Origin of the sequence: Hallerella succinigenes, from assembly GCF_002797675.1 — a bacterium.
In the GTDB taxonomy this organism is placed as follows: Bacteria; Fibrobacterota; Fibrobacteria; order Fibrobacterales; family Fibrobacteraceae; genus Hallerella; species Hallerella succinigenes.
On record NZ_PGEX01000001.1, the window covers coordinates 807,517 to 832,451 of the forward strand.

Here is a 24,935-nt window from a genome sequence, read left to right on the forward strand (position 1 = left end):
ACTAACCCTCAAACAAAACGATTCCCATAAAGAACAGAAAGACGATTATCAAAGCCGAAAAAACCGCCAAACCGCCGAAAATCCATTTCACATAACGGGCAATCTTGACCGTTTTCGACTTGGAATCTGACGCAAAATGCTGATAGAGATTCAAACCGGCAAGCAATGTAGCGGCGGCATCGTCCACCCAGCCAGTTCCAGGCACCGAATCTGGAATCAAATCGACCGGGAAAATATCATAAATCAGCACCAATACCGCAAAAGCAATCGCCACCCCTTTGCAAAGGGGAGAACAGCCATCCGCTTGGCATTCTTCACACTTAAATTTTAGATCTCGATTCTCTTCCATCATAAACTCCGCTGCTCTTAAAATAATAAAACGATTTTTTCACAAATAATGCAAAGGAAAAATTTTTTTATATTCTACCTGTCTAAATCATTCCACTTGAAAAATACAAGGAAATAAAAATGAGTTACAAAATCGTTCTTATCCGCCACGGCGAATCCGAATGGAACCTCAAGAACTTGTTCACCGGCTGGAGCGATCCTGATCTGTCCGAAACCGGTCACAAGGAAGCCAAGCTCGGCGGCCAGCTCCTCAAGAAGGACGGCTTCACTTTCGATATCGCTTACACCTCCTTCCTCAAGCGTGCAATCCACACCTGCAACCACGTTCTCGAAGAAATGGAACTCGAATGGATTCCGGTTGTGAAGAACTGGCGTTTGAACGAACGCCACTACGGCGCTCTCCAGGGCTTGAACAAGTCCGAAACCGCTGCAAAGTACGGCGAAGACCAGGTGAAGATCTGGCGTCGTTCCTTCGACATCACTCCGCCGGCTCTCGAAGCCGACGATCCGCGTAACCCGCAGAAGGAAGCCAAGTACGCGAACGAAGATCCGAAGATTCTCCCACTTACCGAATCCCTCAAGATTACGATCGACCGCGTTGTCCCGTACTGGGAAAATGTGATCAAGAAAGACGTCGCTGCAGGCAAGAAGGTTCTCATCGCGGCTCACGGTAATTCTCTCCGTGCTCTCGTGAAATACCTCGACAATATCTCTGACGACGAAATCACCGGTCTCAACATCCCGACTGGCGTTCCTCTCGTCTACACGCTCGACGACAACTTCAAGCCGATCGAACATCACTACCTCGGCGATCAGGACGCCATCAACGCTAAGATCAACGCCGTGAAGAACCAGGGCGCTAAGAAGTAATTCTTGCTATCTGATTTTCAAAAAGGCCGCTCGTTTGAGCGGTCTTTTTTTATGAACGCTTAATAATCCTGGACGCAGCGGACCGGATAGTATTCGTGTTTGTTGGAACGGGCTCCAAATTCCACGCCTGCCTGCATCGATTCTGCGGCAGTGAATTTTTCATTGTCATCCTGGTTCGGGAGCCAGTAATAAACAGAGGTTTCTCCCTTTGAAGCCTGCCACACGAAGGTGCCCGAAGTCAGGAGCTTGTTTGCCAGATTTGCGTGGGCACGACCGCGGAGATAGGTGTAAAGCTTGGTCCATTCCGTGGAATCCGGCAAGTGCCAACCTTCCGGGCAAACGTGCTTGGCGGTTTCCCAGTTGTAAAGACGTCCGAGCGTGGTGCAGCTCTGTTCCTTGGAACCTTCGGCGCACTTGCTTCCCCAAAGAGTGCTGTAGTTCAAATGCGTCGCCATCCAAACCTGATCGCCCGCCTGTACGACGCGGTAGATTTTACCGTCGCGGGAATCCTTAAAGTAAGTGCGCTTCGGACGGAACTTGCCCTTCACGAACTTCTTGCCCGAGAAATCGCTGTCCCAGGTGTCTGCCTTGCTGAGCATTTTCCAGTTCTTGTCGCAGATGACGATTCCATGGGATGTCTTCTTTTCTGTGCCCATGTTCTTTTCGGTGCAAAGGCCGAACATCTTTTCATTATCGCTTTCGAGGCGCCAGCGGTGCAATTCCGCATCGCAAACAAATTCGCTAGCCTGCAAACCGTTCATGGTGCGGGGAACGCTTTTCTTTTTGACGGAGCCGTCGCAAGAAGTCTTGTGCATTTCAAAAATCTTATCGCAGTCGAAGAGTCTAAACGACACGCGCTTTTCGTAAGCGTCATCGATCGTCGGGTAAACGGAGCAAGCGTTCAAAAGCAAGAAGTTCCAAACGTCATCGGTCTTCTGGAAGCCCGTGCGAATCTGTTCCACCAGGTTTTCTTCCGAATAGCCATAGCCCTTGCTCTGCAAGAACTTCATGTCTTCGACCCAGTTGGAGTCCCGATCGAACCAGTCCAAGTTCCAAAGGCCCGCCCAGAGGGCATCCATGTTGCGGTCAAAAAGCTTGACCTTTTCGCGGTGTTCAAATTTTTCGCGAGTTTCCTTGAGAACGACTTCCGTGGCACACTGTTTTTTGCGAGCCTGGACAAAGGCGTTCAGCATCTTGGTGCAGGCGAGCTTCGATTGTTTGGAATCGTCGAAGGCACAGGCGCCGAATTCAAACTGGAGAGAATCCCCCTCTTCGGCATCGGCAATACGACGCTTGGAAGTCTTGACGATTTCGTTCAGATCTCGGTAACATTCACCCTTGGTCATTTCCTTGTCGTAAACGGAATCAACCGTTGTGACTTGGTAGAATTCCAAAAGGAACTTTTTATCGAGAGAGCGCAGGTACGGGCCAAGTTTTTCACGCGGAACGCTGTCGAGGTAAATTTTACATGCGTGAATGGATTCCTGATTTTGGCAGAAAAGAGAATCCAAGCGTTGCAACGTAGCAAAGCTCTGCGTCTTCATCCATTCCACGCAAAGGTTTTCATCCGTTACACCCGAGCAGGACTGCGAAATTTGAGATTCCATCAGGGCAAGGCTATCGACCGCCGCATAAACGATCGAATCCGCCGGAATTTCCGACATCGCCATCATTTCGGGAGAAGCTAAAGGATCTGTCGTCACCGAGTCCGTTGCAGCAGAATCTGCAACAGCGACCGAATCCTGTACCGTCGCGACCGAATCTTTTTTCGGAGCTACGCCCGAACTTTCTTGCGCAAACAGAGCCACCGCAAAAAACGCAGTCACCCCCCAAATCTGTGCCGTGAGTCTTTTGTACATAAATTCCCCTTATAAATCAACGCGACACAAAATAGAAAATTTCAAACGGAAAATGCATTTCTCCGGAGTAATTTCCAAGGCCCATCAGAGCCACTGTCGCCGTTCCCGGCTCCACATTGTTTGCAAAAGCCAATTCGCAATAAAGCGGATCGCCCATCATCGGGAGAATCGCATCGGAATGGGCAAAAAAAAACGGAAGCGCTTGCGTCTCCGTTTTCTTCAGATTCAATCAGTCTGAAAATTACTTCTTAAGGTTCTTCACAGCCTTGTAGAATTCGCGACGAAGCTTACCGAACTTCTTATAATCGACAGAGCTTGCTGACGTCTTGTAAAGGACCTGATCCTTAGAACTGCCGAAGAACATCCTGTTCAAGCAGTCGTTGAATTCATCTTCTGTATTCTTTTCATATTCATCCACATAAGAGAATTCATAGCCATAAGCATCATCCGTTTCATCGATGTCGAAGTAAGCGGCATTTTCTGCCTTGCAATACTTGCTAGACATTTCGTAGACACTCGCATATTCGAGAGCGCAAGTCTGAGTGCCCGACACAACGGAAAGCTTCAAAGAAACCTCTTCCGAATCTTCGTCGTAGTTGAATTCATCCATGCTCACCGTCACCTTGTTATCGTTCACGGTAAACGTCATCTTGTTCTTCGACTTGGAGCTGACCGGATAGTAAACGGAGTAGCTCATAACCGCAGACGAATCCTCATTGCCAAGACTCCAAACGCTCAGGTCAAAATCGTCTTCCATATAGAGACTGTAAAAGAAGCGATTCATGAACGAAGAATTCATGTAGTCGTCAAATCGTACGCCTTCTTTTTCTTCGGCATCTACATCTTTAAAGAAGATAATCTTGCCACTTACCGAGGACTTGGTAAACGTGTACTGATAGATGTACGACGCCATATTCAAATCGGAATTGCAATCAATCTCACCCTCTTTATATACGCAGTGATTGCTCGTCCAAGTTCCATAGAGCTTGCCAGCCGTACCGCCGGTCAAAACCATACCGATTTCGTAAGAAGACCCCGGATTGTCAATCACGATCAAGGTATCATTTGCAAACTTGTAGCCCCATACCAAGGTATCGTCATACATCTGGACTTTCTTCCAGATATAGGTATTATTTTCGGATCGGACACAGTAGTCACGCGAAAGATTTCGCAGGAGCGAAATCGTCTGCGCTTCTTCATCGATGACCGCAGAAAGCGTCTCCGAGTCGTTATCCGATGCGCTGCTCGAACTCGAACCGCAAGCGGCGAGCATAACCATACCCATCGCAAAGAGAGAACCGCCGAGAATTTTTTTCATATATACCTCATTGTAGGTGGTGAACAACCTAAAAAAAAGATAACAAAGTCGGTCATTTTTCAAAGCAAAAGCATATTTTTTTGTTTACAATATAGGGGAAGAACGTTTATCTTTTAAATATGCAACCGACTTTTGACTTACTAACCATCTGTATCGCCAACATTTTGGGCATCATCCTGATTGGCGTATTGATTGCGGGGAACATCTGGCGTTTTAGGGACAAAACTCCAGAAAACATGACCCTGATGGTGTTGATGTTCCTGACGCTTTCGAACTGTATTGCGGACCCGGTTTCCTATTACTTCGACGGCAAACCCGGAGATGTCGCCCGTGCGCTCATCTATTTATCGAACGCTTGGCTGTACACATCCATTATGCTGACCGGCCTATACTGGATGCGATTCCTTGCCATCCACTTGAACGGCCGCTTTTCACAATTGCACCAAGGAGTCCTACTTGTCTTTATCGGTACAGGCGCCTTCTTGATGCTTGCGAACTTTGCCCAGCCGATCGTCTTCTCGGTGGATTCGAACAACGTCTATCGCCGTCAGGCTTGGTACTGGTACTACCTGGCCGTAGACTACGGTATTTTGATCGATTCACTGATTTTCTACAGCAAAACCCGTATGAAGGGCGGTATTTTGAAGCACTTCCCGATGTGGGCATACTTCATTCCAGCTTTGATCGGCGCCCTGATTCAATCCTTCTTCTACGGCGTTTCCGTGGTGGCTTCAACCCTCGCAATTTCTGTCGCCGGCATTTTGGCAAACCTCCAGAACGAACAGATTTTCCGCGACAACCTCACAGGACTTTTCAACCGGGCCTATCTGGACTACCTGCTCCGCAAATATCCGCGTATTCGAGAATACAAGATTACCGGCATCATGTTGAACTTGAACAACTTCAAAAAGATCAACCGGACTTACGGTCACAAGGAAGGCGACAAGATCCTCGGGGAAACCGCAAGAATCCTCCAGGCAGCCGTCAGCGATATGGGACTTGTGACCCGCTATTCGAGCGATGAATTCATTGTTCTGCTGAAGACCCAGTCCGACCCGGTGATTCAGACCTGCATCGAACAAATCAACTCCCGAATTGATCAGTACAACTATCACAACCATTCCGACTATCTGCTGTCCGTCGCCATAGGCACGTGCAAGTTGGATTTGAACACGCAAACGACCGATGACTTTGTGAACGAACTGGATAAGCGGATGTACGAAAACAAACGCGAATTCTACACCCGATATGCCCAGTACGACAGAAGAAAAAGCTGATTTGGGGAAAAATTATCGATGGTACTAGCTTTTTTGTTCCCTCTTTTTAGGTTGCTCTAGTGAATCAGATTCAGGGGAGTTCTTTCACTATGACGCATTCTCCTTGTCGCATTTTCCCGAAAGCGGATGAATCGTTTCCGAATTATACAGACAAGGTATTGAACGGTATAGAGAAATCATTCAGGGTTTGTATCGTTTTGTGTATGAAATTCGAGAAAACAGCGACTAAGAACTAAAGTTCTAAGTCTTGTATAGGTACGCCCGCGCCGCTCTTGCAACGGCGCCACAGCGCCGCCCCAAGGGGTCACTTACAGAAACACTTGAAAGTCAACTCCCTTAGTGTTCTTATCCCCTTTGGGGAATCCCTAACGCAGAATCACAATTACAAATGCGTTGGGCCGTTCTCGACGCAATAGCCATATTTAAATTCTGGATTATATTCGCAGACCACCGCTTTGTTTGACGCTTCAAGTGTGAAAAAATGTTACAACAGCTGAGTAAATTACCCAAAAATTTGGCGTTCCAATGAATAAAGCTATGATAGATGGTGGTGAAATCTGGACCTATATCTACATGGACGCTCAAGGTACCACAGGTTTAACAACATCTCAGAGTTCTCCCCTGTACAGACTGTACAGGGGCTTTTCGTTTTTTCATTGTTGGCTTGATTTCGAATTTAGGGTGCATTTATACAGTACAAGTTCAATTATTTCAGAAATGCGCTATTTTGTCAGAGACGAAAGATAGAGAAACTCTAAAATCGTCTGCAATGCAGACGATTTGATAATCAACGATTATCAAATTCGGTACAAAACAACTGAATTTTGCATGTCCGCTCTTGGGAAATTAGTCTCTATTGAATCGGCCTCGACAATTTAGAAAAAGCTTTTCTATTCCGGGGACTGTATTTTGCAATTCTTGAATTAAGACCATGGTTGATTTTTTTGCTCGAACGGAAAGCTTTGGCACATGTATGATAGAAGCTTCGTCTAGGTGTTTGTCTTTTCTTATGACATAAATGTCAAATGGCGAAAAAATTTTTCCGGGAAGTGAAACAGATGTGTTTTCTGCATTGAAACTGAGATATGCTCTTAAAAGATTGTCCGCTTGTATTTTCGTTATTTGGGGTGCAGGACAGCTACCAATGATTATCCGGTCACAGAACCACCCACCATCGGGAGTGTGGTAGCAGCGTTCATCTTTTACGTAATGGACTGTTGTATAAATTTCATTTTGGGTCGCGTTAATAATTAAATAAGGGGCGAATCCATCATTGTATATGAATTTATCTGTGATTGCAATACTGTAATCAAAATCTCTTTTCTTTATATATTTTGGGGGTCCATTGCTTACCCTAGGATTGATGTCGTCAAGTTCGTATTCGGGGGCAAACTCCTTTTCCTCGTAATGGGGAGACGGTGTTTTTAAAATCATATATGTAACATAGATAATATAACACGCTAGGGCAATAAAACCGACGCCAGCAATAACTGTGAGATAAATTATTGTTTTTTTTAGAATCTTCAATCCATGTTGAATGTATTTTTTAGATGTCACACCGTTTAATATACCTTTTTATTAGTGTCCGGAGAAAATTTTCAGAACGTCTAGACCCCAGAATTTACGCGGTCTAGACTTTGACTTTGCCGTTGCAAGCCCCCTCCCTAGAAATTTGGACGCTACGATGGGCAAGGTGGATGCTGCAGCATGCGTTCCCAGTCCCTTGTGGGATGTTCAAAAAAGTCAAACATGTCAATGTAGAGCATCAGGATTATTCGCATCATTGTCGCAAGTCCGGAAAAGCTCCAGCGCCGTTCAAGGCTGCGCTGCACAAGGGTCAGGAGAAGGTTCGCGATGAGGGTTACCCAGATCTGGGTCTTGATGGCGTTCTCGCTCACCCCAGAGAAGTAGCGCAGGGGAAAGTTCTGCTTAAGTTGCTTGAAAAGCGATTCGATCTGCCAGCGCCTTTGATAGATGGCGATAACTTCATCCACGCCGAGATCGTGGCTGTTTGTCAGCAGCTGGACCTCCTGCTCCTTGCTCCCTCTCCTCGAAGTCTTGGTCTCGGTGTACGAGATAATCCGGGCCCTATGCGTTGTAGCGCCCTTGTGGAACACGACGTCCCTGACCGACCTGTTCCGGTACCTGCCATCGTCGAGCAGGACGCTCTCCGAGACCGTCTCGTAGGTCAGGTTTCTTTTCATCTTGGTCACGTAGGTAACGCCATGCTGCGTCAGATCCTCCAGCTTTTCATAGTCGATGTAGGCGCGGTCCATGGCGAGCACGTCGCCGTCGTCAAAGTCGCATGGCTTGAGCATGAAGCTGTCGTGGGTGGCCGCGGAAGTAAACTTGATGTCGCCGGGAACCCCCTCGTTCGCGCTGATGACTGTATGGACCTTTATGCCGCCTTTCTTCTTTCCAATTTTCGGGTCCCTGCCGACACCCCTGAAAACCAGGTTGGAGAACAGCGTCACCGTTGTGGAATCGATGATTTTGAGCCGTCCCAGCCATCCGGGCAGCCCGTTGAGGCGGCTGTCCGGTAAAAGTCGGCTTCTGTGCGCTCTTAGCAGGCTGAAATAGGTGTCCCCGAAGATGGACTCGCTTCTCTTCGCGTTGGCGTCCCCCAGCGTACTCCGCTTGGGCACGCAGCTCATCTGCAGGTGCGGCATTCTGCTCACGAATGTCAGCGCAGACGCCTCTATCTCCCGCAGGGAATCGAACCGCATCACGACCGCATAGAGCATCGAAAGCAGGTGAGTCCATGCGTCAAAGGACTTTCTGTAGCGTTCTCCGCCGGATTCCGTGCTGATTCTGAGGATTTCGTCCCTGTCGAGATACTTGCAGAGTTGCGCGAAGACCGGCTGTCCGGTAAAAAATGTACTTTTGGCCATAGCGTTTTGTTTCCCTTTGTTTTGTGGTAATTACAAGGTAAAAACAAAACGGGCAGGTTCTTCGTCTGAGGAGCCTGCCATTTTTATTTTTGGCTATATTTTTTACCGGACACTAATAATACCTTTTTATATTTTGACGGTTTTACCTTCATCTCGCTTGCTACGAATAACCGCGTGAATTGTTTCTCGCGAATCGTTGGTTTTTGCTCTTGGGCTTGTCAGGGATTGTGAGTGAAAGCAGCCCTTCCTTAACCATCGGGTAGATATGCCGAGTCATCAGATAGGCCCCGGTCAATTCGCTTTTGAACTCGGTTTCCAATTCGCTGCGGCTTCTTGGAACTTTGCAGAATTCTAAAATCCGTTGCTGCAATTCTGTTAGCGGTGCGGAAACTTTTTTTAGAGTGTTGTACAAAGTCACGCGGAAAATGCCTCGAGCGCTTTCAAATTTAGGAGGTTCCAATCCGGCTTCTTCCATGGCTCGGCGGATTGTCGGTATTCCGCTGTAGCGGTTTTCGGCTTGCCCGATAATTTCGAGTGCGTTTGCAAGGTAGGGATTTCGGGTGTCCGCGCCATAATCTCCAAGCGTATCTATGCGATTGCGGCCATAAAGTCCGCCTGGATTTTCAACCTCGATTCTGTTTGTGAACATTCTGATTGTAATGGGGCAATTGTCCGTATGAATGCTGTAATCGCGATGGACGAGGGCGTTCAGGATGATTTCACGAATGGCGATAACGGGATATTCAGTCTTGTCTGTTCGTTCGCCTGTTTTTTCGTCGATGACGGTGCGCACCCTCATGTTTCGGATGACGAAAGCTACGGCATCATCCTTCATTTGTGAAATTGTCCCTTCGATACGTTTGTTGTCTAAAAAACGCTCGCCAATTTCGCCAATTCCACTGACTTCTGTTCCAGGAACTGCAACCGCTGTTATCCCTAGTTGCGGGAAATACCCTTGCGGGTAGGCACTAAACATGAATAATCCTACAATAGTTGGGTGCCCGTTTGACACAAAACCTTGCAGCATCATCCATCGTTGAACCGGAAGTGCGAATACATGGGGCTTTTTTTCTTGCAAGGCCAAAGTGTATTTCTTGAAGGTGTCCGTTTGCAATTCTTTTTTATCGGCGCGTTCGACGGGGCGTAACTCGTCTTCGATTTTTTTCTTGAACGACTCGAAGGTGTAAACCTCGTATTCTGTCATTTGTCGGTCGCTATCGCCGACGCGTACGAATGATCCCCTGAGTCGCCCGTCACCCTTATAAAAACAGGGCTTCTGGAAATCGTCCATTTCGGGGATTTCTGCACAGACGACTGTCTTACGATGTAACGTTGTTGTTGTGCAAAGAGCTTTTACTGGAGGCTCCATTTGCAGACATTGCTCAGATATTTTCTTTATCAAGTCGGCTACGTTATATACGCCGCAAATTTTGAAATCGTTTTCTTCGTCTATACCGAACAGGATAATACCGCCATCTTTCTGATTTGAAAATGAAGATAACGTATCGAATAATCGAGGGCAGCCGCCCGCAGATTTCTTGATTTCGATATGATTGCTTTCGCTTTTTTGCAAACAGACTTCTTCAACGATTTTCTTTAATTTCTTCTCTAGCATATTTTTGACGAATCCTATTTTCGTTAAATTTAATCAAAATTCGTCAAAAATCAATAATTTTCGTCAAAATTAGAAAATTTTCCTCAAAAATTCATCAAAAACAGGCGTTCTTCCTCAAAAAGTTACTTGAATTCGCTCGTGATTTGCATTGAGCCGCTACATCCATATTGGTCCTTGTAGATGAGGCGGCTGGAATACCTTTTGGCGAGGTCGGGCAGTTCCCAACCATGACAGTATCCTGCCATATCGTCCTTGTAATAGGAATGCGCAACGACCCTGCAACCGTATTCGTTCTTGGAAACAGTGACACATGTTCTTGTTCGCAATAATCGACTAATGATTGTATACAGGGAATTTCATTTATTATGGAGTCCGTCGTTTCTGGATTGGAAAGGCTCGTGTAATGCTCTGTTATTTTCTCGAAGTCTTCAGAATTTGCCGAAGCAAATGGAGAGTATCTAACAGTAGGATTGAGGCCGCTTCCGTCATGGTAGAGGATGATTCCTTCTGGGAGCCCTTCGGCATAAAGCCGATAGCATCCTTCGTAACGGAAAAGGACTTCGCACCCGTTGGCCGAGAGCGTTTCTAGATGACTTTTGACATTTGCCTTGTCAAATTCGGGAATGTTGCTGTATGGGATATATGAGGTGATTGCGCTGTCCCCGAGATTCACATCAAAGAGAAGTGTTGTTTCTGTGCTTTCGTGAAAGTATCTGCCGTATGCGCTACTGTCGTTGTCATGATAATCCACTTGTATTGTGATTCCACCATACGGAACACTGATGGTGCCGCCGACATTTTCCATGCATTGTCCCTGCTTGCATTTAAAACTTCCGTCTTCATACAAAAAACATTAATTGAGGGAGAAAAATCCCGTGTCTAGTTTTCCTTCTTCCGCTGGGTAGAGCACCCGCAAATTTACAGTGCGTGTTTCATTTGAATCGATAAAAGACCGTAATGGTATTGTTGCAACACCGCTACCGGAAGAACTCAGGGGTGCGTCGGGTTCGACCAAGTCATTATGTCTTTTGCTGGAACTACTGCGCTGAAAAATGTTGCTGGATGATGATGGAGTGACAGAACTCGAACTGACACTCGGACCTTCTGTCGAAGAATCCAAAATGGAACTTGATGAAACTTGATTCGAAAACGGAACTGGAACTGATTGAAGTTGACGAATCCATGTCAGATGAACTTTCTGTGCTTATTTCTTCGGTGAAAGGTGTGGGACGCTCGGGCTTTCAGAGCAATTTGCAAAAAGGGCTAATGCCGCTGTAAGCTTCCCCATAATTGTAAGCTTCCCCATAATCACTTCGCTCTCTACGAGTTAATCGAAGCCGTTGAGAAAAGTGGGGCTGAAGATTCCAAAGAACTTTTGGATGTACTTATTAAAGGAAAGCGACTGAAGGATATCAGTGATTTGCCTTTAGATTTGGTTGTGTAAATTCTAAAATGAAAAGTTGCGCCGGATTTGACATAGAACGCTGAATCTTTGACAGGGACTCTCCGTCCACATAATACAATATAATTACATTAAAAGAATGATAAAACTCTTTTTCTCATTCAGTTTGGCTATGTAGATTAATTCTTTTAGAGCAGTTGCTAAAAACAACCCGTTTCAATGCGTCTACAAGCCCAGCATAATCAAGGGTTCGCAAAGGTTCTTTTCCACCAGCATAGCTGCAGTGATTGACTTTCTTGTCCCAAGACACCGACACAAATTTTGAAGGGATTTCGCATTTTAACAAACAAGACGGACTTTGGAATGGTTTGCCATTTGCAACAAAAGCCATTTGCTTTGCCGTAGGAGTATCACCGAATCGTTTCGGAATTAGAATAATTTGATTTGATTGCAGAGTTTCTAAAAGTTTTGCATAAACCTCTTGACATTCCGCAATACAATACGAAGAAACCAAAAGATTTACACCGGGCTTAATTTTTGTTTTACTCAATTCAACGACTTGTTCAATCACTCTAATCACTTCTTTCTGATTATCTGGATTATGTATCGTCAAATGAATTTTATCGGGGCTATGCTTCAACAATTTTTCAAAGACATCCCTTTTCAAAAGCGGAAGCCCATTTGACGTCACACTTAAATAGGTTATTGGATAAAGAGCATCCATTATTTTAAAAATGCCTTCATACTCAAAAGGTTCCCCACCACCTAAAGAAACTGCCTTGATTCCATTTTTTACACAATCGGAGGCAAAATCAATTACCTCCGCAGGTTTCCACATTATTGCACCTTCAGGATTGCTGTGGTTATAGCAGAACGAGCAACGCTTGGAACAATAGTTTGACAAATCTATGGAGAGAAGTTCTTTCATTGCATTTTCAACCACTTTTCAATGTCTTCTTTATCTAGAATCAACAGAAGTTGTTTTCCTCTATATGGTTTATTTGCCAAACATTCAATTTCCTTTTTTCGATTATCTAATTCACTTAACAAATAATATGGATACTCTATTCCAAGAATGGAAATTTTATTATTAGAAACTTCTAATTCATTCAAAACATTTTCAAAAATACTATCTTCAATAATAACGACATGCGGATTTATAATATCAAAGACCTGATCCCAATATTCAACAAAACCAGAGAAATATTTCCACCAATCTTTTTTGAGCATTTTAATCTTGGATATGAACATTTCGTCCCTTTTCCCAGAAAAACTTCTAATTCGTTCTTTTTCTTCAAAATAAGATCTTTCTTCATACGGGAATATAGCACCGCTTTTCATACAAAGAACAGGGTCTTCTTGAAGTAAAGAATTGTCATCGTAACAGCTTCCAATAAAAAGAATTGTGGGTCTTTCCGTATAACATTTCGTAAATAACGAAACTGGCAAATAAGATGTGTTAATATACTTGAAATTTCCATTAGTCAATGGCAACAAATCAAAGCCATGATTACCTATACTAACATAATCATTGCCACAACTGTAAGAAGGTAAAAATTCTGCTATTTGAAGTTTTGAACATTCGTCAAAACTTATGGGTAGCCGCAAAACCCTTTTTTGATCATCTGGATTGAATTGAGTTATCTTAAACTTACATTTAGGAACAAAGGTACGTTCCGTTAAATGAGCAGTCCAATACGGTTGCTGATAAAGATAGAATGGGAAAATTTCAAATAAATCATCGTGAACATAATTATACGACCCTGTTTTTTCATCATACACATCATTATTTATATCAAAGAAAAATATCTTTGACTTTAAAATGATTTTTCTTTGAATCAACTCATTTGCTGTAGTCTTCGCTTCATAAGGTTCAATGAGATAAAGTCCTTTTGATTTGGAATAACAGGCATGTAGATACTTATTTTTTAAGGCCGACTTCAGAAATTCTTCCGTTTGCGCCACATCAATTAAAACGATATATTCACCATATTCATCAAATTCACTAGGCGTTTTTAATTTTTCAATAATGATGTCGGCTTGATTATCATCAAAATTAAAATTACGAATGCCTTTTTCATCTGGTAAAACAAAATCTTCTTCCAAGACTCCGTTAGCACTGCTTTCAGGAATGTCACACGGAATAGGGCCGTTTTCATTAAAATCAAAAATGGCGATGTTGCCGTCTTTATCAGCAATGAACCAACCCGTGGACATTGAGTGAGTTGCAGGATATTCCTTATCTATAAACATAGGACGTTTCTCATCAAATTAACCTTAGTCATTACAAGTATATATTCAATCCAATGTCATAATCTGTCATTTTACAGTTAAAATCAAAATTTGGGGATAAAAACTCATCTAGCTCACATTTTTGACAAAAAAAAGAGGGTCAACAGCGGGATTAGCCGGGGCGTTGCGAGTCGGCGACTGAGGGCTCACAGAAAGGGTAGCGAAAGACCCGGTCGGGCGGATTCGACAGAAGATGCCCGCCTATGCGGGCATGACAATAAGGGCGGGACCGGGGCGGAAGCGAGGGGAAGGCTTTCCCCTTTTACCAAAAAACATCCGCCTAATAAGACGGACGTTTGAAATTTTCAGAGATTGCTTCAGGGCTATTCGCCCTTCGCAATGACAAATGACTGACTAGCGCACGACTTTTCTGTCGTCTTCGGTCATTTCGAGGAACTGGGCGACGGTCATCTGACCCTTGTCGCCTTCCTTTCTCTTGTTGACTGCGATAACGCCTTCAGCCTGTTCCTTTTCGCCTACAATAATTTTGTACGGCACCTTCTGGAGTTCGCACTGGCGGATCTTGTAGCCGAGCTTCTCGTTGCTTTCGTCCACTTCCACGCGGACGCCGGCGTTCACGAGTTCCTTCTCGACCTTCTTCGCGTAGTCAACGAACTTCTCGGAAATCGGTAGCACGCGGGCCTGAACCGGAGCGAGCCATAGCGGGAAATCGCCCATGAATTGGGCTTCGCCCCAGATGATGCGTCTCGGTCATGGTCAAACAAGTTTGACCGCGACACTCGACTTGTCATCTGTCTTCAATCAAAATGCCGAGGAAGCGTTCGATGGAACCGACAGCTGCACGGTGGAGCATCACCGGAATGTGCTTCTGGTTGTCCTTGCCGACATATTCGGCACCAAGGCGCTGCGGCAAGTTGAAGTCCACCTGGATCGTACCGCACTGCCAGTCACGACCGAGGCTGTCCTTCAGCGTGAATTCAAGCTTCGGGCCGTAGAAGACGCCTTCGCCCGGATTCAAAATGTAGTCGAGGCCAGCGAGCTTCGTCGCTTCGGCGAGGGCGGCTTCCGCCTTGTCCCAGATTTCGTTGGAACCCACGCGCTTTGGACGCCTTTGGCGTCTGCGCTTCGCCTCAGCAATGAAAACAAACGAGTTTGTTTTCGCTGCATTCGGCTTGTGCGCTACTCCGGGCGGGTAGAGAACTTCACCACGATTTCGTCGAATCCGAAGTCGTGGTAGATTTCCTTGACAAGGGCGCAGAAGTCGGCCACTTCGTATGTTGGTCTTATGGGCGTTCCCGCACATTCTGTGCGGTCGGGCTATATTTTAGGGGCGGTTGTCTTCGCTTCGCTCGACACCTGCCTCCTAAAACGGCGCCACAGCGCCGTCCCAAGGGGTCACTTATAGAAACACTTGGGAGTTAACTCCCTTAGTGTTCTTATCCCCTTTGGGGAATCCCTAACGCAAATGAGCGAGCATACGCCCGCTCAAATTCGCATAAAAGAAGTTCTACTTGTTATTTCTAAGGGCTTCTGCGTAATGGAACAAATCGCAACACATCATGCGAGTGCGTAAAGGTTCGCTCTCGTGCAACTGTAAACTAGCTCGCTCTTCGTTTTCGGATTTGAAAATGAACGAAAACTCATTATTTCCATAGAATTTTAAGACAGATTGGGCGTTGTAGGCATCAACAGCAAGAAACCTGCAACCAGTTTTATTGTGAGAGTCTGAAAACCAAATCTTTAGAAAGTCTAAGATTTCTGAACCGATACCATGTCCTTGAAAATCCTTGCTTACAGCAAGGCGACCGATTAGCACCGAAGGATAGTTGTTGATCAGCCTTTATCAACCTGCAGTTGGTCGAAAGATAATTCATTTGGCTAAATCTTCGCCGTTTTGAGAATAGAAAGTGCAGCCTTGACCTTTTTGGACAGGTCAAGTTTTCTGTTCGCTTTCAGCGTCCGGTTCGCTTTTTTCACGAAGCGGTCAGCTGCTGCGTTTTCCAAAACAGGTAATGGTCGAATTGCTAATGCCATACCCTAAATATAGACTTTTTTCAGGTCTAAAAGGCAAGTCATAGGCTTTTATACGATTCGCAACAAGGATTGTTAAGAAAAAATTTGCATAAAAGTGTGGCTTTTTGAGAGGGTAAAAGCCAACTAATAGATGTAAGCCTTACAGGTGAACAAAATCGGCAACAGACGGCCTAAATTCATTTTTGTCTTTGAATAGGTAGAGCAGACGATGCTATATTTATAGAGACATAATGATTTTAGAGTAGAATCTTGTTCCTGTATTGAAAAGTCTGGTAAACTTGAAGTTAGCAGGGAACAGGATGTTACTCGCACCCATGTGGTGCGGGTCGTCTGTTGCTTATCGCTAACGGGTTACCAGAGCCTTCAATACGTAAGCCTGCGACTTCGCACCTTTTTTTGTTTCCTGAAAATCGTGCGGAGAAGTTGTAGCGTCATTGCGAGAAAAGCAAGTGACGAAACAATCTATAGTTGCGGGCTACCGAACAAGAGCTCTTCTCGCAAGCCGCCTTTGGCGGAAAGGGATGATGTATGAAAAAAGTTATTGTAGCAATGCTTCTTGCTTTGTATTCTTCGGCATTGGCTGAACAGTGCTATTTCCAAACGCGCAGAACAAGCTATGATTCAGGTACTCGCGTCAAAAAGATATCTTGTGAAACTTTGAAAAATGTTCAACAAGATGTTTACTTTTACAATGGTAATGATAATTATGCTCGTTATTACGAGCGACAATTTGGACAAGAAGGCAATTTGATTGTTGAAATTGACGGCTATGTTATGATGACAAAATTCTATTACGCTTTGGGTGAATTTCGTTATTACGGACAAATTGTATATAATGGTGGAAATGTTGTAAGTTGTAAGACTACTACAAGCACCGGATATTGCGACCAAGTTGAATATACCGAGTTTGGAAATTACTTGCGTGATTTCCTTAATTCGTCTGCTAGAAAGAAAAATCGTAAATAGGGAAGATATTTTTATGATGAAAATAGGGATACTGATACTTTGCTTTGCGGTTTTATCTACAGCAGGTTCATTTAAGGATAAAAGAGATGGTCAAATTTATAAGACCGTAAAAATTGGCAACCAAGTATGGATGGCGCAGAATCTGAATTATGCGGTTGATAACGGATATGGGAGCTGGTGCTACGACAACGAATATCGAAATTGTAAAAAATATGGACGGCTTTACACATACTACACGGCAATGAACGCCTGCCCATCTGGATGGCATTTGCCGTCTGAATCAGAATGGGAAACTCTATTTGCATTTGTTGGCGGACTACAGACTGCGGGCTACGTATTACGTTCAAAATATTATGCGGGAGATAATCGTTACAAGTTTAATATTTTATTAGCAGGTTCTTACAATCGTTACGATGGTATTATGTATCAAGATGGCAGGGATAGATGGGAGTTTAGTTATAAAGGCCAATGGGCAATTTTTAGAACATCCTCTAGTAATGTGGGGTATTATTTTCCAGGACAATATACGAACGTTGTTCGAGATAACACTGTTGAGGAATATCAAGGCGTATCTGTTCGTTGTATAAAGGACTACTGATGCATCAAAATTTCGTCTATCTTTTTTTGTGCGTGATAGTCAGTGTTGCATTTGCAGACAATCCCATTTGTGATAACACCGAAGAGTATCAAATCTACAACACCCGTTGTTTTTCTTTTGGGGACGAATTCGTTTTTGTAAGCAAAAACTGGCCTGAATATGACAATGGCGAAGAAAAGCCCGAAGAAGGAACTACTTGCTTTGAAAAATTCAGAATATCAGAAAATAAGGATGCCAAAGAATTTTCCAAAAACGGGATTCATTATGCAACTTATGCTTTAGACCAATATTGTTGTAAGCATCAAGTATTCCGAACAAAGGAAACTCGTTGGGGGGATGAAGATAACGGCTATACGGATTTTTCGTATTATGGGACTTTCGGAATTTTCTATTCGGAATGCGAATATCAAGAAAGCGAGCTAGCAAAGGTGCTGTTCGCAGAAACAAAATTACAAAAACCCCTTGATAAAGTTGATTTTCTGAATTTCACGGCTGACGCAATTAGAATTTTCGGTTCTAGAAAAGACGCTATGATGAAAATTGGCGTATTAGCTTCCATAGGAAACAACGGAGAAACTCCCTTCAAGATTTACAGACAAAACGGTTCTATCAAATATATTGGAGGTGTCAATCTCGGTTTCTGTATGAGTAAAAACGGGAAAAAAGCACTAGATTTTGCCAAGGGACCGGACGATTGTCAGTAAGATGGAGAATCCATGCAAAAATTTTATTTACCTAAAATAGTATTGGCTTTACTAATTATTTGCCTTTGTTCATCTTTGGCGAATGCATATAACTTTAAATGTCAATCGCGTAATGGCTGGTCTCCAGGAAATGGCCGCTATAGTTATCAAGGCGAGTGGATCGCGTATTTTGGGGCCTATGCAAAGGCTGGGGAATATGTGCTGTTTTATTACCCCAGAGGCGGACATGGTTTTTGGTTTCCTAGAAATAAGTGTATTGAACTTTAACAAACAAAAGAGAGCGCTTTTGTGAAGAAAATGGCGAATTTGAGCCAATTTGTAAAGCCAAACGGGCTATTCCTACTTGGAATGGACCTCCCTAAAACTTGCCTTTGAGGTGCGAAAAAGGTATATTTACACTGATAAGGATGACGCGACCCAATGGAAATTGACATCCAAATAGATTCCCTAACGAATTGCCTAGTGTGCCGAGAAACAGGAGAACAACTCGATACCGAATTTCGACTTGTCCTAAAAACTATTTCAAAAAAGGATGCAGCAGCACTACAACGAAAAGGATGGAAATTCGATTGGAGCATACCACATCAGCACGATTATGAGGTTTATGAGTTGTTGTTGAAGGATGACACTCAAGTGCAAGGTATGATAGCACTGAAGCATATCCGCGATCAATTTTATACACATGTAGATATTGTAGAAGCTGCTCCGGAGAATATCGGGCATTTAGGAAAATACAAGGGCGTAGGAGCTCATCTCTTTGCAATAGCTTGCAAGTTAAGCTGGGATGTCGGCAATGAGGGCTATATCCAATTTACCGCAAAAACGAATCTTGTAGAACATTATCGTGAAACTTTAGGTGCGCGAAACATCGATTCTCAAAAAATGTACATAGACAGTTATGGAGCATTGAAACTAATTCAAACCTATTTTCCCGAGGAGGCATAATATGATTGTAGCAGAACTCGAACCCGTCGTTGCTTCACGCAAGAGTAATACGCTGCGAGAAAATTTCGACCGCTTCGGAGAAGACTTTTCTGACGGTCGTTTGACTGAACCATCTCCGACAGAACGACATTTCCGTTTGCATGAAGCAATTGCCTATTCAAACAGTTTGGGACGTCCGCTCACAGAGCAGGAAATGAAACTGTTCGAAATTTAAACGTTGGACATATTTTTCAGAAGGCCATTGCTGATAAAGCAATGGTCTTCTGTTTTGGGCGGGAGGGCGGGGTAAGCCCGGGCGTTACAGAAACCCCTGCGGCTCGGCCATAGCCATGCAAGCATGGCTGCGGCACTCGCCTTGCATGGCTTTGCGGGTGCGGCGACTGTACATCCGCTAGAAAGGGTGGAGAACAACGAAGTGCGAACCAGGGGAAGGCTTTCCCCTATACCAAAAAAAACGCAGGCTCAATGAGTCTGCGTTTTCTAAAAGGCGATGCCGGAACAAAGTCCGGCATGACATGTTTGGCGATTAGCGCACAACCTTGCGGTCTTCGGCGGTCATTTCGAGGAACTGGGCGACGGTCATCTGACCCTTGTCGCCTTCCTTTCTCTTGTTGACTGCGATAACGCCTTCAGCCTGTTCCTTTTCGCCAACGATGATCTTGTACGGCACCTTCTGGAGTTCGCACTGGCGGATCTTGTAGCCGAGCTTTTCGTTGGATTCGTCAACTTCCACGCGGACGCCGGCGTTCACGAGTTCCTTCTCGACCTTCTTAGCGTAGTCAACGAACTTTTCAGAAATCGGGAGCACGCGGGCCTGAACCGGAGCGAGCCACAGCGGGAAATCGCCCATGAACTCTTCGATAAGGATGCCGAGGAAGCGTTCGATGGAACCCACGGCGGCGCGGTGCAGCATCACCGGAATGTGCTTCTGGTTGTCCTTACCGACATATTCGGCGCCGAGACGCTGCGGCAAGTTGAAGTCCACCTGGATGGTACCGCACTGCCAGTCACGACCGAGGCTGTCCTTCAGCGTGAATTCAAGCTTCGGGCCGTAGAAGGCGCCTTCGCCCGGGTTCAAAATGTAGTCGAGGCCGGCGAGCTTGGTGGCTTCGGCGAGGGCGGCTTCAGCCTTGTCCCAAATTTCGTCGGAACCCACGCGCTTTTCCGGGCGGGTGGAGAACTTCACCACGATATCGTCAAAACCAAAGTCGTGGTAGATTTCCTTCACGAGGGCGCAGAAATCGGCCACTTCGCTTGCAATCTGGTCTTCGGTACAGAAGATGTGGGCATCGTCCTGCACAAAGCCGCGCACGCGCATCAGGCCGTGCATGGTACCGGCAGGTTCGTAACGGTGGCACTTACCGAATTCGGCAAGGCGCATCGGCAGGTCGCGCCAGCTGCGGAGACCCGTGTTGAAAATCTGGATGTGGCAGGGGCAGTTCATCGGCTTCACGGCCATTTCCACGTCGCCCGCGAGCGTCTTGAACATGTTCTCGTTGTACTTGTCGGCGTGGCCGGACTTGATCCACAAAGTCTTGTTCACGATTTCCGGCGTAATCACTTCGAGGTAGCCACGACGGTCAATCTTACCGCGGATGTAGTCCTTCAGGGCGTTCACCATCTTGGTGCCCTTCGGGTGCCAGAACACCATGCCCGGAGAATGGTCTTCGATGTGGTAGAGGTCCATTTCCTTGCCGATCTTGCGGTGGTCGCGCTTTTCGGCCTCTTCCAGGAACTTCAGGTATGTTTCGAGACCTTCCTTGTCGGCAAAGCAGGTGCCATAGACGCGGGTCAGCTGGTCGCTGTTCTGGTCACCATGCCAGTATGCACCCGACATGGAGAGCACCTTGAAATTCTTGAGCTTGCCAGTAGAAGGCACGTGGGGACCGGCACAGAGGTCTTCGAAGTTCTTGCCCGGTTCGCCAGTCACGTAGAAGCTAAGCGTACCGTCGCTGCCTTCGCGGGCGAGTGCGCGCTGCGCGTTATCCGTCTTGTACTTGTCGCCTTCGGTGCGCTTCAGGCCATCGGCGGCGCTGACTTCGCAACGGGTAAACGGACGGTCTTCCTTGATGATTTCCTTCATGCGCTTTTCAATGCGCTCGAAATCCGACTGCTGGATCGGGGTCGGTGTCATCAAATCGTAGTAGAAACCCTTGTCGATAGCCGGACCGTAGGCGAGCTTGGTGCCCGGAAACAGGTCGCAGATGGCTTCGGCAAGCACGTGGCTGCAGCTGTGACGCAGGAGCATCAGAGCATCCGGGTCGTCGTTGCTCGGCGTGATAATCTTGATGGTGCCGCTCTCGGTGAGCGGGCGCGTGAGGTCGAGGACCTTATCGCCGAGTTTGACGCCAAGCGCCTTGCGTGCAAGACCTTCGGAAATGCCCTTCGCAATTTCGAGGCCGGTGATGCCCGATGCTACGGAACGTACGGAGCCATCGGGGAAGGTGAGTTCGATTTGAGACATAATTAATCCTTTTTGTGGGCGGTTCTCGCCCGGTTCCCCAGAAATACGACATCTGGCGGTAAGGCGAAATTTAGAATAGAAAATGTCTATTGGTGAGCCTTATATTGAAAAATGAATTAGATGCAGATATATAAATCAATCCCCCAGCACGTGCCGGAGCGTATCGAGGAAAAGTTCCCCCGCCCGCGTGAACTGCTGGCCCCGCCGCCAAATGATGTACATGTTGGTGGTGAGCTCGGGCATGAGCGGCCTGAAACACAAACGCGAAGTGCGGCTCGTATCCACCAGACCATCGAAAGTGAGCAGGTAGCCAGTGCCCTCCTTCGCAAGCACCGAACCGTTGTATGAAAGGTCGAGCCCCACAATCAAATTCAGCTTTGCGATATCGTCGCCGAACCATTTCGGCAAATCCGCCACCATCGCCTGTCGCGACGCCATCAGCGGCTTGTCGAGCAAGTCCTTCGGCTCAATAAAATCTCGCTTGGCCAAAGGGTCGTTGCGACGCATCACCACGCCCCAGCGGTCCACCGAACGCACCGCAAGGCAGTTGTATTTTTCCAAATCGACGTTATCTACAACCACCGCGAAATCGAAAATGCCCTTGTCCAGCTTTTCCAGGGCGCGCTCGCTGTCGCCCGAATATAAGTTGTACTTAATCTTCGGATAGTCGTCCCGGAGAATCCCGATGCACTTCGAGAGAAAGTTCACGTTCCGCGATTCCGCACAGGCAATGGCAATTTCACCCACCACCTCGTCTTCCTTCAGCGACTTGAAATCCTGCACCGTCCTGTCTGCCATCGAAAGGATGTCCTCCGCACGCTCCCGCAAGAGTTCCCCCGCAGACGTCAGCCGAATCGCGTAATTCGTGCGCTCGAAAAGCTTCTCGCCCAGTTCCTCCTCCAACTCCTTGAGCTGGCGACTCACCGTCGGCTGCGTCACGCAAAGATTATCCGCCGCGCGCGAGACATTCCCCAACCGCGCCGCCTCCAGAAAATACCGCAAAACTCGAAGTTCCATACCCGAAAACTAACAAAATCCAAGCCCCGCAGGTATGAATTTGCGAGAATAATGCTCGAAAGGAATAACTGATTGATTTGACGGTGGGGGGATGTATCCCCCTCGCTTGCTGCCTTGCCCCGTTGTCACCCTGGATTCTATCGCTACGCTCCAGAATGACAGCAGCGATAGGGTCCAGGGCAAGTCTTCCAGCACCCCCTCGCCTAAGGGGCTCCGCCCCCTAAAACCCCCGGCTTATCCCGCCCACCCGCCCTAATGTCATGCTCCGCTTGACGGGGCGTGTCCTTCTCACTTCTAATTATGTATATTTCAAACGACATATTTTTTTGAGTGATTGCTCTTATTCGTGTAGCTGGAAACTAGACACTTTCAAAACACAAGGGATAAGGCCAATCTGCTCACGCACTCTGTGCGTGGGCCGTTTGTGCGTTTTCTTGTGTTAGGCCTTGTCTAGTGGCTCAGCTACAAAAACCATATTCGGCTCCACGCCTTTTTCTTTTGTGCGAACCGAAAACAATAAGCGTCGTCACTCCTACTGGAGTCCTGTATGGCGAATGAAAGATTGAACGAAGCGATAATCCGAGATCACTTTAAGAGTGATGTTCTTTTTGGTTCTATCAAATTCGAAGAACAAAAATCCACGAACAAGAAGATTTCGGAACTTCTGAAAGGTATGTCCAAGGGTGGTGGAAACGGCGCTGGTTATCCAGAATTCATACTTACATTCCCGACGGATTCCCGTTATCTTATTGTTGTGGAATGTAAGGCGTTGCCATCAATGCATGAGTCTAAGAATAAAGACAAACCCAAAGATTATGCGGTTGATGGCGTTCTGCATTACGCCAAGGCTCTTTCAAAGGAATTTGAGGTTATTGCGATTGCGTCAAGCGGTGAATCTGAAACAGAATTGAAAATTTCGCACTACCTATGGAAATGCGGCGCAAACACCTGCCAGAAACTTACGGATAAAAAACTTCTTTCCTTGAATGATTATCTTAAGATTTTTGACAATGAACGGTTTGCAGAAAACCTGCGTAGTGTAGATATCATTTCAAAAGCAATATATCTGAACGAAGAATATAATGATTATTCAATTCCTGAATTGACTCGCAATACCATGGTGAGCGCCATTCTGCTTTCACTCTTGAACAAGCCCTTCCGTGAAAGTTTTATGTCGCAGCCTACAATTCGTAGTCTTGGCGAAGCGATGATGGGAGCGATTAAGACGACTCTTTCTGCAAACAAAGTCCGTAACGAAAACGCCATGATTGGCGAATACAGCAAAATTTTGAACGAACCAATCTTTCGCGAAAATGCGGTAAAAAATAAAACCACCAAGAAACTCGTGTACAGCCTTGAAGTCATGAAAAACATCATAGACTATCTGTACAAGAACGTATATCCCTTAACGCAAATGGACGATTCAGGATTCGATGTTTTGGGGCGTTTTTATACGGAATTCATTCGCTATGCGGGAAGTGAGCAAAAGCAAGGTCTCGTCCTGACCCCGTCGCATGTGACAGATTTGTTCTGCGATTTAGTTGATCTGAATTTGAACGATGTCGCATATGACCCTTGTTGTGGTACGGCTGGTTTCCTTATTGCAGGAATGAAGCGTCTTTTCAAGTTGGCCGGAAATGACAAGCGAAGGCATTTGAAAATTCGTTCGTCGCAACTTGTCGGCGTGGAACTCCGTCCGCAAATGTACACCTACGCTTGTTCAAATATGATGCTCCGAGGCGATGGCCGCTCTAATATCTATTGCGGAGACTGTTTTCAAACCAAAGGAGCTATCGAAACTCATAAACCGACCGTAGCATTCTTGAATCCTCCCTACGATGTGGGGACGGCCCAACAAATGGAATTCATAGAACATGCTATTGATGTGGTGAAACCTCAGCAAGGTAGAGTTGCTGCTATTGTGCAAATGAGTTGCGGAATCAAGGATGAAAAGAATTTGATTGAGGTTAAGAGAAGAATCCTTGAAAAGGCTCATTTGAAGGCTGTTTTAAGCATGCCTGACGATTTATTCTATCCCGTCGGCGTTGTAACGTGTGTAATGGTTTTTGACACATCTAAGGAAAATGCAGGACTTGAAAGTTGGTTCGGATATTTCAAGGACGATGGATTTGAAAAGCGCAAGAACCAGGGACGCATTGATGCTCGTGGTAAATTTGCCGCCATAAAGGACAAATGGCTTGCTGCGTACAAAAATCTCAAAGAAGTTCCAGGCCTTTCCGTGCGCTATGAAGTCCAAGCCGAGGATGAATGGTGTGCCGAAGCCTACATGGAAACGGATTATAGTACACTCAATCAAAAAGATTTTGAAAAGAAAATGAAGGAATACATCTCCTTCAAATTTTTAAGCGAGTAA

The 24,935-nt window shown here is 45.8% G+C and carries 26 protein-coding genes and 1 pseudogene; 11 read left to right on the top strand and 16 right to left on the bottom strand.

Annotated elements, in window-relative coordinates:
- Position 1: 1 nt before the first annotated feature.
- Complete coding sequence (locus BGX16_RS03535; protein WP_100424822.1) at positions 2–352, bottom strand: YkvA family protein; 351 nt, start codon at positions 350–352, stop codon at positions 2–4.
- A gap of 116 nt (positions 353–468) precedes the next feature.
- Between BGX16_RS03535 and gpmA the strand changes: the two genes are divergently transcribed.
- A complete protein-coding gene (gene gpmA / locus BGX16_RS03540) occupies positions 469–1,218 on the top strand; it encodes a 2,3-diphosphoglycerate-dependent phosphoglycerate mutase (RefSeq protein ID WP_100424823.1) in 750 nt (249 codons plus the stop codon).
- A 59-nt stretch (positions 1,219–1,277) separates the two neighbouring features.
- On the opposite strand, the gene BGX16_RS03545 is transcribed toward gpmA, so the two are convergent.
- The 3 genes from BGX16_RS03545 to BGX16_RS03555 are packed head-to-tail and all read right to left on the bottom strand — an operon-like array spanning position 1,278 to position 4,395.
- On the bottom strand, positions 1,278–3,077 hold the full coding sequence (locus BGX16_RS03545) for an FISUMP domain-containing protein (RefSeq protein ID WP_100424824.1): 1,800 nt from the start codon (positions 3,075–3,077) through the stop codon (positions 1,278–1,280).
- Positions 3,078–3,093: 16 nt separating this feature from the next.
- Entirely contained in the window at positions 3,094–3,306 is a 213-nt protein-coding gene (locus BGX16_RS03550) for a hypothetical protein (RefSeq protein ID WP_100424825.1), read from the bottom strand.
- A gap of 12 nt (positions 3,307–3,318) precedes the next feature.
- Positions 3,319–4,395 carry a hypothetical protein gene (locus BGX16_RS03555; protein ID WP_157797846.1) on the bottom strand — a complete coding sequence of 359 codons (1,077 nt, stop codon included), beginning with the start codon at positions 4,393–4,395 and terminating at the stop codon, positions 3,319–3,321.
- Positions 4,396–4,514: 119 nt separating this feature from the next.
- Here BGX16_RS03555 and BGX16_RS03560 point away from each other — a divergent pair, with 119 nt between their 5' ends.
- Positions 4,515–5,672 carry a GGDEF domain-containing protein gene (locus tag BGX16_RS03560; protein WP_100424827.1) on the top strand — a complete coding sequence of 386 codons (1,158 nt, stop codon included), beginning with the start codon at positions 4,515–4,517 and terminating at the stop codon, positions 5,670–5,672.
- A gap of 846 nt (positions 5,673–6,518) precedes the next feature.
- On the opposite strand, the gene BGX16_RS03565 is transcribed toward BGX16_RS03560, so the two are convergent.
- The 4 genes from BGX16_RS03565 to BGX16_RS03580 all read right to left on the bottom strand — a co-directional run bounded on the left by BGX16_RS03565 (position 6,519) and on the right by BGX16_RS03580 (position 10,983).
- Entirely contained in the window at positions 6,519–7,229 is a 711-nt protein-coding gene (locus tag BGX16_RS03565; RefSeq protein WP_157797847.1) for a hypothetical protein, read from the bottom strand.
- Positions 7,230–7,351: 122 nt separating this feature from the next.
- Positions 7,352–8,563: an IS4 family transposase gene (locus tag BGX16_RS03570; protein WP_100424378.1), complete on the bottom strand. Its 1,212-nt coding sequence runs from the start codon at positions 8,561–8,563 to the stop codon at positions 7,352–7,354.
- Positions 8,564–8,723: 160 nt separating this feature from the next.
- Positions 8,724–10,178: an ATP-binding protein gene (locus BGX16_RS03575; RefSeq protein WP_100424829.1), complete on the bottom strand. Its 1,455-nt coding sequence runs from the start codon at positions 10,176–10,178 to the stop codon at positions 8,724–8,726.
- Between the two features lie 94 nt (positions 10,179–10,272).
- Positions 10,273–10,983 carry a hypothetical protein gene (locus BGX16_RS03580; protein ID WP_100424830.1) on the bottom strand — a complete coding sequence of 237 codons (711 nt, stop codon included), beginning with the start codon at positions 10,981–10,983 and terminating at the stop codon, positions 10,273–10,275.
- 326 nt (positions 10,984–11,309) lie between these two features.
- Between BGX16_RS03580 and BGX16_RS14480 the strand changes: the two genes are divergently transcribed.
- Positions 11,310–11,456: a hypothetical protein gene (locus BGX16_RS14480; RefSeq protein ID WP_157797848.1), complete on the top strand. Its 147-nt coding sequence runs from the start codon at positions 11,310–11,312 to the stop codon at positions 11,454–11,456.
- 43 nt (positions 11,457–11,499) lie between these two features.
- Positions 11,500–11,622, top strand: a pseudogene (locus BGX16_RS15195) (NgoMIV family type II restriction endonuclease); the annotation flags it as partial.
- A gap of 115 nt (positions 11,623–11,737) precedes the next feature.
- On the opposite strand, the gene BGX16_RS03590 reads toward BGX16_RS15195, so the two are convergent.
- The 6 genes from BGX16_RS03590 to BGX16_RS14490 all read right to left on the bottom strand — a co-directional run bounded on the left by BGX16_RS03590 (position 11,738) and on the right by BGX16_RS14490 (position 15,867).
- A complete protein-coding gene (locus BGX16_RS03590; protein ID WP_073188663.1) occupies positions 11,738–12,508 on the bottom strand; it encodes a radical SAM protein in 771 nt (256 codons plus the stop codon).
- The gene (locus tag BGX16_RS03595) at positions 12,505–13,833 is read right to left on the bottom strand and encodes a hypothetical protein (RefSeq protein WP_100424831.1); all 1,329 of its coding nucleotides are present in this window, start codon (positions 13,831–13,833) and stop codon (positions 12,505–12,507) included. The genes BGX16_RS03590 and BGX16_RS03595 overlap by 4 nt, the downstream gene beginning before the upstream one ends.
- Before the next feature lie 393 nt (positions 13,834–14,226).
- Positions 14,227–14,550: a His/Gly/Thr/Pro-type tRNA ligase C-terminal domain-containing protein gene (locus BGX16_RS14955; protein ID WP_241899424.1), complete on the bottom strand. Its 324-nt coding sequence runs from the start codon at positions 14,548–14,550 to the stop codon at positions 14,227–14,229.
- Between the two features lie 70 nt (positions 14,551–14,620).
- Entirely contained in the window at positions 14,621–14,929 is a 309-nt protein-coding gene (locus tag BGX16_RS14960; protein WP_241899425.1) for an aminoacyl--tRNA ligase-related protein, read from the bottom strand.
- 411 nt (positions 14,930–15,340) lie between these two features.
- On the bottom strand, positions 15,341–15,649 hold the full coding sequence (locus BGX16_RS15200; protein ID WP_198514846.1) for a GNAT family N-acetyltransferase: 309 nt from the start codon (positions 15,647–15,649) through the stop codon (positions 15,341–15,343).
- Between the two features lie 62 nt (positions 15,650–15,711).
- On the bottom strand, positions 15,712–15,867 hold the full coding sequence (locus tag BGX16_RS14490) for a hypothetical protein (protein ID WP_157797849.1): 156 nt from the start codon (positions 15,865–15,867) through the stop codon (positions 15,712–15,714).
- 528 nt (positions 15,868–16,395) lie between these two features.
- Here BGX16_RS14490 and BGX16_RS03610 point away from each other — a divergent pair.
- The 6 genes from BGX16_RS03610 (at position 16,396) to BGX16_RS03635 (ending at position 19,294) form a co-directional block, all read left to right on the top strand.
- A complete protein-coding gene (locus tag BGX16_RS03610) occupies positions 16,396–16,833 on the top strand; it encodes a hypothetical protein (RefSeq protein ID WP_109587442.1) in 438 nt (145 codons plus the stop codon).
- Entirely contained in the window at positions 16,790–17,431 is a 642-nt protein-coding gene (locus BGX16_RS03615; protein ID WP_241899426.1) for an FISUMP domain-containing protein, read from the top strand. Before BGX16_RS03610 ends, BGX16_RS03615 begins: the two co-directional genes overlap by 44 nt.
- On the top strand, positions 17,431–18,135 hold the full coding sequence (locus tag BGX16_RS03620) for a hypothetical protein (protein ID WP_100424835.1): 705 nt from the start codon (positions 17,431–17,433) through the stop codon (positions 18,133–18,135). Before BGX16_RS03615 ends, BGX16_RS03620 begins: the two co-directional genes overlap by 1 nt.
- 12 nt (positions 18,136–18,147) lie before the next feature.
- Positions 18,148–18,402: a hypothetical protein gene (locus BGX16_RS14495; protein WP_157797850.1), complete on the top strand. Its 255-nt coding sequence runs from the start codon at positions 18,148–18,150 to the stop codon at positions 18,400–18,402.
- Positions 18,403–18,555: 153 nt separating this feature from the next.
- Positions 18,556–19,080, top strand: a complete 525-nt coding sequence (locus BGX16_RS03630; protein WP_095879358.1) for a hypothetical protein — start codon at positions 18,556–18,558, stop codon at positions 19,078–19,080.
- A 1-nt stretch (position 19,081) separates the two neighbouring features.
- Positions 19,082–19,294, top strand: coding sequence for a hypothetical protein (locus BGX16_RS03635; RefSeq protein WP_073305392.1), 213 nt, complete (start codon positions 19,082–19,084; stop codon positions 19,292–19,294).
- Positions 19,295–19,606: 312 nt separating this feature from the next.
- On the opposite strand, the gene thrS is transcribed toward BGX16_RS03635, so the two are convergent.
- Positions 19,607–21,544 (bottom strand): threonine--tRNA ligase, encoded by a 1,938-nt coding sequence (gene thrS / locus BGX16_RS03640; RefSeq protein WP_100424837.1) that lies wholly within the window; start codon positions 21,542–21,544, stop codon positions 19,607–19,609.
- A gap of 135 nt (positions 21,545–21,679) precedes the next feature.
- Positions 21,680–22,561, bottom strand: a complete 882-nt coding sequence (locus BGX16_RS03645; protein WP_100424838.1) for a LysR family transcriptional regulator — start codon at positions 22,559–22,561, stop codon at positions 21,680–21,682.
- A 673-nt stretch (positions 22,562–23,234) separates the two neighbouring features.
- Here BGX16_RS03645 and BGX16_RS03650 point away from each other — a divergent pair.
- A complete protein-coding gene (locus BGX16_RS03650; RefSeq protein ID WP_157797851.1) occupies positions 23,235–24,935 on the top strand; it encodes an HsdM family class I SAM-dependent methyltransferase in 1,701 nt (566 codons plus the stop codon).

What these genes read in the sequence shown, in the direction of transcription:
- BGX16_RS03535 (WP_100424822.1), bottom strand. Translation starts at nt 352, where the DNA reads ATGATGGAAGAGAATCGAGATCTAAAATTTAAGTGTGAAGAATGCCAA.
- gpmA (WP_100424823.1), top strand. Translation starts at nt 469, where the DNA reads ATGAGTTACAAAATCGTTCTTATCCGCCACGGCGAATCCGAATGGAAC.
- BGX16_RS03545 (WP_100424824.1), bottom strand. Translation starts at nt 3,077, where the DNA reads ATGTACAAAAGACTCACGGCACAGATTTGGGGGGTGACTGCGTTTTTT.
- BGX16_RS03555 (WP_157797846.1), bottom strand. Translation starts at nt 4,395, where the DNA reads ATGAAAAAAATTCTCGGCGGTTCTCTCTTTGCGATGGGTATGGTTATG.
- BGX16_RS03560 (WP_100424827.1), top strand. Translation starts at nt 4,515, where the DNA reads ATGCAACCGACTTTTGACTTACTAACCATCTGTATCGCCAACATTTTG.
- BGX16_RS03570 (WP_100424378.1), bottom strand. Translation starts at nt 8,563, where the DNA reads ATGGCCAAAAGTACATTTTTTACCGGACAGCCGGTCTTCGCGCAACTC.
- BGX16_RS03575 (WP_100424829.1), bottom strand. Translation starts at nt 10,178, where the DNA reads ATGCTAGAGAAGAAATTAAAGAAAATCGTTGAAGAAGTCTGTTTGCAA.
- BGX16_RS03580 (WP_100424830.1), bottom strand. Translation starts at nt 10,983, where the DNA reads ATGGAAAATGTCGGCGGCACCATCAGTGTTCCGTATGGTGGAATCACA.
- BGX16_RS14480 (WP_157797848.1), top strand. Translation starts at nt 11,310, where the DNA reads ATGAAACTTGATTCGAAAACGGAACTGGAACTGATTGAAGTTGACGAA.
- BGX16_RS03590 (WP_073188663.1), bottom strand. Translation starts at nt 12,508, where the DNA reads ATGAAAGAACTTCTCTCCATAGATTTGTCAAACTATTGTTCCAAGCGT.
- BGX16_RS03595 (WP_100424831.1), bottom strand. Translation starts at nt 13,833, where the DNA reads ATGTTTATAGATAAGGAATATCCTGCAACTCACTCAATGTCCACGGGT.
- BGX16_RS14955 (WP_241899424.1), bottom strand. Translation starts at nt 14,550, where the DNA reads ATGGGCGATTTCCCGCTATGGCTCGCTCCGGTTCAGGCCCGCGTGCTA.
- BGX16_RS14490 (WP_157797849.1), bottom strand. Translation starts at nt 15,867, where the DNA reads ATGGCATTAGCAATTCGACCATTACCTGTTTTGGAAAACGCAGCAGCT.
- BGX16_RS03610 (WP_109587442.1), top strand. Translation starts at nt 16,396, where the DNA reads ATGAAAAAAGTTATTGTAGCAATGCTTCTTGCTTTGTATTCTTCGGCA.
- BGX16_RS03620 (WP_100424835.1), top strand. Translation starts at nt 17,431, where the DNA reads ATGCATCAAAATTTCGTCTATCTTTTTTTGTGCGTGATAGTCAGTGTT.
- BGX16_RS14495 (WP_157797850.1), top strand. Translation starts at nt 18,148, where the DNA reads ATGCAAAAATTTTATTTACCTAAAATAGTATTGGCTTTACTAATTATT.
- BGX16_RS03630 (WP_095879358.1), top strand. Translation starts at nt 18,556, where the DNA reads ATGGAAATTGACATCCAAATAGATTCCCTAACGAATTGCCTAGTGTGC.
- BGX16_RS03635 (WP_073305392.1), top strand. Translation starts at nt 19,082, where the DNA reads ATGATTGTAGCAGAACTCGAACCCGTCGTTGCTTCACGCAAGAGTAAT.
- thrS (WP_100424837.1), bottom strand. Translation starts at nt 21,544, where the DNA reads ATGTCTCAAATCGAACTCACCTTCCCCGATGGCTCCGTACGTTCCGTA.
- BGX16_RS03645 (WP_100424838.1), bottom strand. Translation starts at nt 22,561, where the DNA reads ATGGAACTTCGAGTTTTGCGGTATTTTCTGGAGGCGGCGCGGTTGGGG.
- BGX16_RS03650 (WP_157797851.1), top strand. Translation starts at nt 23,235, where the DNA reads ATGTCCAAGGGTGGTGGAAACGGCGCTGGTTATCCAGAATTCATACTT.